A 9,481-nucleotide genomic window follows, 5' to 3' on the forward strand; every position below is an offset into this window, starting at 1 on the left:
GCCCACCTCGCCCCCCGGTCACTCCGGCGGGACCCACCTCCCCGAGGAACGCCCATGACCACCGAGTCCCAGCACATGGTCGAGATCTACCGCAAGCGGGCCAAGCGGTACGACCTCACCTCCAACCGTCTCTACCTCATCGGCCAGCGCACGATGGCCTACAAGCATCTCGCCCTTGAGCAGCTCGCCCTGCGGCCCGGCGACACGGTCGTCGACGCCGGCTGCGGCACCGGCCACAACCTTCCGCTGCTCGCCGAGGCGGTGGGGCCGACCGGCCGGGTGATCGGGGTGGACCTCACCGACGCCATGCTGGAACAGGCCGAGGACCGGGTACGGCGGGCCGGGCTCTCCCAGGTCTCCCTCGTCCAGGCGGATCTGACGACTTACCAGTACCCGGAGGACGTGCGCGGGATCATCGCCTGCTTCTCCCTGACCCTGATCGGCGAGTACGCCAAGGTCGTCGAGCGCGGCTACGAGGCGCTGCGCCCCGGCGGACGCTGGGTGGTGCTGGACTACCGGCTGCCGCGCTGGTGGCCGGACCGGCTGATCCCCGCGCTGGGCCCGATGATCGCCCCGTTCGGCGGCGACGTCAGCATGGTCCAGCGGCACCCGTGGGAGCCGGTCGAGGAGGGCGCCGCCCGCCACCGCACACTGACCCGGTACGGGGGCTGGGTGTACGTCACGGCGGGCGAGGCACCGGAGCGGTAGGCCGGGGGGGCCGGGGCCCGAGGAGTGGAGCGCGGGGTGACCGGCCTGTGACCGCCCCCCGCCTTCACCCTCACCCTCACCCTCGCCCACCTGCCCACTTTCCGGTGCGGCACACCGCGTCAAGTATTGGCAATGATTTCCATATCGATCGGGATCAGCCGGGCTTCTGACATTCATTTCCATCTACTGTGGCGGTCGCACCCTTGCTGACCCGCTGTCGTGGAGGAACCATGTCCCCGTCCCCATCCCGGCGCCTCGCCCTGATCACCGGCGCCTCGCTGGCCCTTCTGACGGGGTGCGGCAGTTCCTCCGGCTCCGGCGGTGACGGGAAGGGCGCGCAGGAGCCGGTCGCCTCGTCCGGGGTCGCCGTGGTCGCCTCCACCAACGTCTACGGCGACATCGTGAAGCGGATAGGCGGCGCGAAGGTCCAGGTCACGTCGATCATCAGCGACCCCGACCAGGACCCGCACTCCTACGAGGCGAACACCCAGAACCAGCTCACCCTGTCGAAGGCGAAACTCGTCGTCGAGAACGGCGGCGGCTACGACGACTTCGTCGACCGGATGCTGAAGAGCGGCGGCTCCTCCGCCGAGGTGATCAACGCCGTCAAGGTCTCCGGGAAGACCGCCCCGAAGGGCGGCGAACTCAACGAGCACATCTGGTACGACTTCCCGAGCGTCGCGAGGATCGCCGACCGCATAGCCGCCGCCCTTGGAAAGGCCGACACCGCCGACGCCACCCTCTTCACCAAGAACGCCGAGGCCTTCAAGGCGAAGCTCAGCGTGCTGGAGGCGAAGGAAGCCCGGATCAAGAAGGAGCACGCCGGTGAGGGCATCGCCATCACCGAACCCGTGCCGCTCTACCTGACCACCGCGAGCGGTCTGGTGAACCGGACGCCCGAGCGGTTCAGCGAGGCAGTCGAAGAAGGCGACGACGTCTCCCCCCGGGTCCTCCAGGCCACGCTCGCGGTGTTCGCCGAGAAGAAGGTCGAGGCGCTGGTCTACAACGAGCAGACCTCCGGCCCGCAGACCGAGAAGTCCAAGGCCGCCGCCAAGGCGGCCGGCATCCCCGTGGTCCCCGTGACCGAGACCCTGCCGGCCGGCCTGAACTACCTCGGCTGGATGACCTCCAACGTCGACGCGCTCGCGAGCGCGCTCGCCAAGTGAGGCGGCCCGCCCCGGCCGCGATACCCCGGGCCCGCCAGGGCGGGGACCAGGCCGCGGGCGAGGGCTCCGGCGCGGTGATCAGCCTGCGCGGCGCCGAACTGTCGTACGGCACACGGGTGGTGTGGCAGGGCCTCGACCTGGACGTACGGCCCGGGGAGTTCCTGGCCGTGCTCGGCCCGAACGGCTCGGGCAAGACCAGCTTCGTCCGCGCCCTGCTGGGCCGGCAGCCCCTGTCCGCGGGCACCCTGACCGTCCTCGGCGGCCCCGCCCGGGAAGCCGGACGGCACCTCGGATACGTCCCCCAGCAGGCGGAACTGTCCGCGCAGGCGCTGATCCGCGCCCGCGATCTCGTGCGCTTCGGCATCGACGGGCACCGCTTCGGACTCCGGCCGCGCTCGGGCGCCGTACGCCGCCGGGTCGACGAGATCCTCGCCTCGGTCGGCGCCTCGGCCTACGCCGACGTCCCCCTCGGCATGCTGTCCGGCGGTGAACGCCAGCGCGTCCGGATCGGGCAGGCCCTGGCCACCGACCCGCGCATCCTGCTCTGCGACGAACCGCTGCTCTCCCTCGACCTCAACCACCAGCGGGCCGTCACCGAACTCGTGGACGCCCGCCGCCGCTCCCACGGCACGTCCGTGGTCTTCGTGACCCACGAGATCAATCCGGTGCTCGGCCTGGTCGACCGTGTGCTGTACCTGGCGCCGGGCGGCCACCGGATCGGGGCACCGGAGGAGGTGCTGACCTCTCAGTCGCTGTCCGAGCTGTACGGCACCCGGGTCGACGTCCTGCGCGTCCAGGGGCGGGTCGTGGTCGTCGGCGCCCCCGACGGACCGGCCTCCCCACCGCATCACACCCATGAGACCGCCCACCAGGCTGTCCCGCAGACCGAGGAAGTACGCCCATGACGCTCGCCGAGGGGGTCTGGCACCAGATCTTCAGCTTCGAGAACTACGGCGAACTCCTCGCGCTGGTCCGCAACTCACTCGTCGTGGGCGCCGCGCTCGGCCTCGTCGGCGGACTCGCCGGGGTCTTCGTCATCATGCGCGACCTGCCCTTCGCCGTGCACGGCATCAGCGAACTGTCCTTCGCGGGCGCGTCGGCGGCACTGCTGCTGGGGACGAACATCGTCGCGGGCTCGATCGTCGGATCGCTTCTCGCGGCCGGCGCGATCGGTCTCCTGGGCGCGCGGGCCCGCGACCGCAACTCGGCCATCGGCATCCTCATGCCGTTCGGCCTCGGGCTCGGCGTGCTCTTCCTCGCCCTCTACAAGGGCCGGGCGGCCAACAAGTTCGGCCTGCTCACCGGGCAGATCGTCGCCGTCGACACCCCGCAGATGACCTGGCTGCTGGGCACCTCCGCGCTGGTCCTGATCGCCCTGGCCGTCATCTGGCGGCCGTTGACCTTCGCCAGCGCCGACCCGGACGTCGCCGCCGCCCGTGGCGTGCCGGTACGCGGACTGTCGTTCGCCTTCATGATCGTGCTCGGTCTGACGGTCGCCCTGTCGGTCCAGGTCGTCGGCGCCCTGCTGGTCCTGACCCTCGTCGTCACACCGGCTGCGGCAGCTGCCCGCGTCACCGCGTCCCCGGTGCTGCTGCCGCTGCTCAGCGTCGCCTTCGCCGTGCTCTCCATCGAGGGTGGCATCCTGCTCGCGCTGGGCAGTTCCATCCCCATCAGCCCGTACGTCACGACGATCTCGTTCACGGTCTACGGCCTGTGCCGACTGGCCGGCGCCTACCGCACCCGGCGCTGGGGAGACCGGAGGACGGTCCCGCGGCCCGCCTGACGGGAGCCACGGGACCAGGTACCGGCCGTTTCCGCTACTGGGGATCGCGGGCGAACTCCGTGAGACTGGTGGAGACGGGTTCCGGACGGCCGTTGTTCTGTACGGGCGCCGCCGTCAGCACGTCGAGGTGCTGGTAGCCGTCGGCGACCACGGGATGGAGGTCGGCGGGGATACGGCCCGCCAGCAGTCCGTCGCCCGCGAGCACGGTGAGCGTCGGCCTGGCCTTGATGCCCTCCGGGTGCACGACGAGCCGTTTCACCTGCGGGGAGGTGCCCAGTTCGATATCGGTGACCAGCTTGGTCGGGAAGTACTGCTCGGTGAAGTCGAGCGGCTGCCCGGCGAGGCTGCGGGCCAGTTCCCGGATGTCGGTGACCTCCTTGCCCGCATCGGTGAAGAGCGTCCCGTCCGCCGACCGGTACCCGGGGTCGTCCGGATCGCCGACCCGGTCGTAGTTCCGCCAGGTGTAGAGCGGCCCGTTCGGCACGCCCAGGGTGGCCTTGTACGCCGTACCGGGCCCCTGGTTCCCGCTGTTGGCGACGGGGAAGTTCTTGTCGACGATCGGCCCGCCGTCGAAGAACCCCACGCTGCTCTGAAGGAACGCCAGCGGTACGGAGTTGTCGTCCAGCAGCGCGCCGAGCACCGCCTCGTTGGTGAGCCGGAAGTCCCGCACACCCGGTGAGCCGGTGAGGAAGTTGGCGGCGTCCTTGGAGAAGAGGAAGCGGTTGGTCGCCTCGATGTTGAAGGTGGACGGCAGATAGGACGGCAGGTCGGCCTCACCGCCCGGGTCCTGTATCGCGCCGACGCCCGCGACGGCCAGCAGGGTCATCGTCTCGGCGTTGAGCAGGACCGGCGCGGAGAACGAGCGCGGCAGCACTCCGCTGTCGAGCCCGGCCTGCACGACGGCGTAACCGAGGCCGATGTCCGGCAGGTTGGAGTCGTCCGGGATGTTGCCGCTCAGTCCGCCGAGGGAGGTGGAGACGGTGGTGTCGAGGGCGAAGTACCCCGCGCACTGGCGATATCCGGCGTCGGCGGTCGTGGCGGGGTCGCCGTCGAAGTCGGCGACCGCGAAGTACCCGGTGATCACCCCGCCCAGGGAGTGCCCGCCGCACAGCAGCTTCCGCTCACGCACCCTCTGGTCGGGCAACTCGGCCTTCAGCAGCGTGTACTGGTCGCGGACGGTCTGCTCGATACCGAGCTTCGCCATCCAGCCGAGCTTGTCGTTCCCGGCGAACCCGTCGAACGTCCGGCCCGCGACCCGCTTGCCCCGGTAGTAGTAGTCGACGGCCGTGTGCTGGTCGCCGGAGTCGACCCCGGTGTGGTCCTCCATGCAGTTGGACCGCCGGTCCAGGGCCCAGAACTCGATGTGGCTCCCCTGTTCGGCGGCGCGGGCCACGGTGTTGCGGGCGACGCTGTCGAAGGCCCCGGCGCCCTCCAGGATGCCCGGTTGCGCGACGAGGATCCGGTCGGCGTCGGCCGATTTCGCGGGCCCGTCCGAGGAGCGGTAGCGCAGGTACGACAGCCAGTCGCACGCCGCCGGCCGGACCCCGAAGGACGCCGGCAGCGGCGCCTTCACCCGGACCACTGTCTCGGTCACCCCGGCTGCCGCCGTGCCCGACGACGCCACGGGCGCCTCGGTGCGCGTGCTCTCGCCGTACGCCTCCGGGGCCACCGCGGTGAGTGTCCCGGTGGTCAGCAGCACCGCCAGCGCGGTGGTGCGCCACGAACTTCCCCTGCTGCGACTCGTATCCATGTTCGGACCGTACGGCTGGGCGGCGCACGCGATAAGGCAGTACTCACAACAACGCGAATCCTGGTGGCGTCCTTTGTCACCGGCCGCCAACAGTCCCCCGCCTTCCGGCCTACAGCCCGTCGTTCTTCATGGCGGCGACGAGCCGGACATGGCGGTCGGCGGCCGTGCCGGAGAACTCGTTCTCGTAGTTCAGGCCGTACGGCCAGAAGTGGCCGCCGCCGGTGGACAGTTTGGCCCCCGGCCCGTCGAACTGCCGCACAAGCGCCGTGGCCTGAGCGCCGGTCCAGGTGCCGCTGCCACCGAGGGCGGACCAGCCGGGGCTGGTGCCCACGCCTATGGTGTGGGCGATCTCGTGCAGAGCCGTCCGCTCGCTTCGCCGATCGCCGGGGCGGTCTTCGAAGCTGCTTGCGCGATGCCGGGACCTGTCAGCATCGCGGCTGCCAGCAGGGCCAAGACCGCCTTGCCGTGCCACGAAACTCGCCGAACTCGCTGAGAACTCATGGGGGCTCCTGTGGGGGGATGAGCCGTCGCGATGGGGGACGACAGCTCCCTGAAAGCGCTTTCCCAGATTGCCGGGAGGCTAGCCAGACACATCGATTCCGTCAATGAGTCGCGCCAAATCCCGTGCTCTCAGCGGAACTTGTCCACCATCTTGACGTGTTCATTTCCGTCATCAAGCATGCCGTCAGCACGATTCCTTCTGTTCGGTTCTGTTCACCTCCTCCGTTCACCTCCTCCGTTCACCTCCTCCGTTCACCTCCCCGTTCATCTCCTTGTCGTGGAAGGGAGTGCCGTGTCCCCTCGGCACCGCCATCGCATCGCCCGGGTCCTGGTCCCGGCGGTCCCTCTGGTACTCGGCGCGGGTCTCCTCGTCCCCCAGCCCGCGGCGAGCGCGGAACCGGCGGAAGCGGCGGCGCCGGGCGCGGTCACCGTGCGGATCGATCCGTCGTACCAGCAGCAGGAGTTCCAGGGCTGGGGGACGAGCCTTGTCTGGTTCGCCAATGCGACGGGCGGCTATCCGGAGCCCGTACGGCGACGGCTGGTGGACATGCTGTTCGGCGAGGACGGGCTCGATCTCAACATCGCGCGCTACAACATCGGCGGCGGCAACGCCCCTGACGTGCGCGCGAATTACATGAAGGCCGGCGCGACCATGCCGGGCTTCTGGAAGGCTCCCCCGGGCACCACCCGGCAGGACATGAACTGGTGGGACCCGAAGAACCCGGACCACTGGAACTGGGACGCCGACGCCAACCAGCGCTGGTGGGTGGACCAGATCAAGGACAAGGTCACCACCTGGGAGGCGTTCAGCAACTCGCCGCCCTGGTTCCAGACGGTCAGCGGATACGTCTCCGGGGGCTTCGACGCGAACACGGACCAGATCCGCGCCGACCGGGTCGACGAGTTCGCCGCCTATCTGGTGCGGGTGACCGAGGAGATCGAGAAGCGGCACGGCATCAGGTTCGACACCATCGATCCGCTGAACGAGCCCAACACCAACTACTGGGGTACCCAGTTGGGCGCCGACGGTCAGCCCACGGGAGGCCGCCAGGAGGGCGCGCACGCCGGACCCGCCCTTCAGCAGAAGATCGTCCTGGCCCTCGGCAAGGCACTCGCCGGGGCGAAGACCGACGCGGCCGTCTCCGCGATGGACGAGACCAACCCGGGCATCTTCACCCAGAACTGGAACGCCTACGGCACCGCCGCCCGGGCCGCCGTCGACCAGCTCAACGTGCACACCTACGGCACCGGCCAGCGCACCAGCGCCCGCGACATCGCCAAGGGCGCCGGCAAGAGGCTGTGGATGAGCGAGGTCGAGGGCACCTGGGGCACGGGCACCGACTTCACCGGCATGGAACCGGGGCTCGGCATCGCCGGCCGGATGGTCGACGACATGCGTGAACTGGAGCCCTCCGCCTGGGTGTTCTGGCAGCCGGTCGAGGACGCGATCCCGCAGGCGGCGGGCGGCAAGAACTGGGGCAGCATCCACATCCCGTTCAACTGCACGGCCACGGACACCCTGGAGACCTGCCCGATCAGGACCAACTCCAAGTTCCACACCATCCGGAACTTCACCCACTACATCCGCCCCGGCGACCATTTCGTGAAGACCGACGATCCGTCCACGGTCGCCGCCGTCAAGGCGTCCGGCCGGGCGGCGACGGCGGTGCATGTGAACAGCGGTACGTCCGCTCGTTCCGTCACCCTCGACCTGTCACGCTTCGGCGAGGTCGGGCGGCAGGCCACCGTCACGCCCGTGGTGACGAGCGCCGCCGGTGCGCTCGTCAAGGGCGCGCCGGTCCGGGTCACCGACCGGTCGGCGACGCTCACCGTCCCCGCGAAGTCGGTCACGACCTTCCTCATCGAGGGCGTCGGCGGAGTGGCGGCGAACGCGCCCCTCGTCCAGCCCGGCCACGTCTACCGGCTCCAGGGCACCCAGAGCGGCAGATCGCTGGCCCCTTCGGCCGACGGCACCGGCACAGTCATCCGCACGAGCAACCCCACGAATGCCCAGCAGCTCTGGTCCATAAGGCAGTTGACGTCCGGCACCGGAAACCGTGAACGCTACTCCGTGACCAGCGCCGCCACCGGCGGACAGCTCGCCGTGCGCGGCGACGCGGCCGTCCTGGAGAACCCGGCCACGAGCGAGCCCGACCTCGGCGCCCAGTGGATCCTGTCGACCACCGGCGACGGCACCTGGACGTTCGTGAACGCCGCGACCGGCCGTCTGCTCGACGTCTCGGGCCAGTCCTCGGCGGACGGCGCGAAGGTGTCGGCGTACACACCGACCTCGGCGGCGAACCAGCGCTGGGCCGTGTCCGACGAGACGGTGCTGCGCACCGAGCCCGCGACGGTGTTCACGGTCCCCCGGCTGCGGCCCGAGCTGCCGGGGACGGTGACGCCGGTGTTCCGCGACGGCGCCCGGGGCGCCCTCCCCGTCGTGTGGGACCTGCCCTCGGACCGGGCCTGGCGCAAGGCGGGGACCGTACGGGTCCGGGGTGAGGCGACCGACGCGCTCGGGCACACGGCCCCCGCGTGGGCGGTCGTCACCGTCGACACGATCGCCTCGACCCTGCCCGGCCGGGCCAAGACGTACTCGGGCGGGCGCCCGGAGCTGCCCGCCACGGTTGTCGGCGTCGGTGCGCACGGCGGCCGGAGCGACCTTCCGGTCACCTGGGACCCGGCACCCGAGGGGGCGTTCACCGCGACCGGGACGGTCACCCTGCACGGCGTCGCCCGGATCCCCGGCGGCTCCACGGCCGACGCGACCGTACGCGTCCAGGTCACGGCACCGGTGGCGACGAACATCGCGCCCGACCCGGATGCCTCCGTCGACGCCACGTTCACCGAGAGCGGGTACTCGGCGGAGCGGCTGCGCAACGGCGACCTGACCGAGAAGGCCTGGTCCAACTGGAAGCCGGGGAACACCAAGAACCCCTCCGACACCCTCACGTACACGCTGCCGAAGGCCCGCGACCTGAGCCGGATCGTCGCGCACTTCTATCAGGACGGGGCCGACGGATCCGACGCGTCGTTCCCCGAGAGCCTCAAGGTGCAGGTGCGGGCGGCCGGCGGCGACACCTGGACCGACGCGAGCGGCATCGTCCCGGTCGGGTCCGAGGGCGCTCCGGTGATCGACGTACCCCTGACGGCGGGGCCCGCGACCGGGGTACGAGTCGTCATGACGGCACGCCCCGGCGGCTACATCACCATGAGCGAGCTCGAGCTGTACGCCAGGTCGCCCGGTGTCTCTCCGGATTCGGCCGCCGAGTCGGTCGAGGTGGCGGGTGTGCCGGTCGCGTCCTTCGACCCCGGGACGACCGACTACCGGGTCGCGACCTGCGATCCGGCGCGGGCGGAGGTGACGGCGACGGCCCGCGACCCCTACGCGGACGTCACGGTCGAGAAGGTCCGCGACCACGGCCGGACGCTGGCCGTCATCACGGTGACCGCCGAGAACGGGACACGGACGACGGCGTACAGCATCACCCTCGCACGAGGCCGCTGAGGACACGGACGCCCTGAGGGAGTCAATCGCCCCCGCCGCCCCCTACCCGTCCCATCCTCGGGGGC

Annotated in this window: 6 protein-coding genes and 1 pseudogene; 5 read left to right on the forward strand and 2 right to left on the reverse strand. The window is 70.7% G+C overall.

Annotation, left to right across the window (positions count from 1 at the left end):
• Positions 1 to 54 precede the first annotated feature (54 nt).
• From AOK08_RS35600 to AOK08_RS35615, 4 genes are all read left to right on the forward strand, one after another.
• Positions 55 to 708: a class I SAM-dependent methyltransferase gene (locus AOK08_RS35600; protein WP_055533707.1), complete on the forward strand. Its 654-nt coding sequence runs from the start codon at positions 55 to 57 to the stop codon at positions 706 to 708.
• A gap of 230 nt (positions 709 to 938) precedes the next feature.
• A complete protein-coding gene (locus AOK08_RS35605) occupies positions 939 to 1,874 on the forward strand; it encodes a metal ABC transporter solute-binding protein, Zn/Mn family (protein WP_055533709.1) in 936 nt (311 codons plus the stop codon).
• A gap of 20 nt (positions 1,875 to 1,894) precedes the next feature.
• Complete coding sequence (locus AOK08_RS35610) at positions 1,895 to 2,779, forward strand: metal ABC transporter ATP-binding protein (protein ID WP_422125798.1); 885 nt, start codon at positions 1,895 to 1,897, stop codon at positions 2,777 to 2,779.
• Positions 2,776 to 3,657, forward strand: coding sequence for a metal ABC transporter permease (locus tag AOK08_RS35615; protein WP_055533710.1), 882 nt, complete (start codon positions 2,776 to 2,778; stop codon positions 3,655 to 3,657). Before AOK08_RS35610 ends, AOK08_RS35615 begins: the two co-directional genes overlap by 4 nt.
• A 34-nt stretch (positions 3,658 to 3,691) precedes the next feature.
• Here AOK08_RS35615 and AOK08_RS35620 read toward each other — a convergent pair whose 3' ends face one another.
• Positions 3,692 to 5,407 carry a hypothetical protein gene (locus tag AOK08_RS35620; RefSeq protein WP_055533712.1) on the reverse strand — a complete coding sequence of 572 codons (1,716 nt, stop codon included), beginning with the start codon at positions 5,405 to 5,407 and terminating at the stop codon, positions 3,692 to 3,694.
• A 109-nt stretch (positions 5,408 to 5,516) separates the two neighbouring features.
• A pseudogene (locus tag AOK08_RS35625) lies at positions 5,517 to 5,780 on the reverse strand (hypothetical protein); the annotation flags it as partial.
• A gap of 420 nt (positions 5,781 to 6,200) precedes the next feature.
• Here AOK08_RS35625 and AOK08_RS35630 point away from each other — a divergent pair.
• Positions 6,201 to 9,416, forward strand: a complete 3,216-nt coding sequence (locus AOK08_RS35630) for a glycoside hydrolase (RefSeq protein ID WP_241827232.1) — start codon at positions 6,201 to 6,203, stop codon at positions 9,414 to 9,416.
• The last annotated feature ends 65 nt before the right edge of the window (positions 9,417 to 9,481 follow it).

The sequence above is a fragment of the Streptomyces graminilatus genome, assembly GCF_001418565.1.
Taxonomy (GTDB): Bacteria; Actinomycetota; Actinomycetes; order Streptomycetales; family Streptomycetaceae; genus Streptomyces; species Streptomyces graminilatus.

Bases quoted from the DNA above. Each gene is read 5' to 3' on its own strand.
- AOK08_RS35600 (WP_055533707.1), top strand. From the start codon at position 55: ATGACCACCGAGTCCCAGCACATGGTCGAGATCTACCGCAAGCGGGCC.
- AOK08_RS35605 (WP_055533709.1), top strand. From the start codon at position 939: ATGTCCCCGTCCCCATCCCGGCGCCTCGCCCTGATCACCGGCGCCTCG.
- AOK08_RS35620 (WP_055533712.1), bottom strand. From the start codon at position 5,407: ATGGATACGAGTCGCAGCAGGGGAAGTTCGTGGCGCACCACCGCGCTG.
- AOK08_RS35615 (WP_055533710.1), top strand. From the start codon at position 2,776: ATGACGCTCGCCGAGGGGGTCTGGCACCAGATCTTCAGCTTCGAGAAC.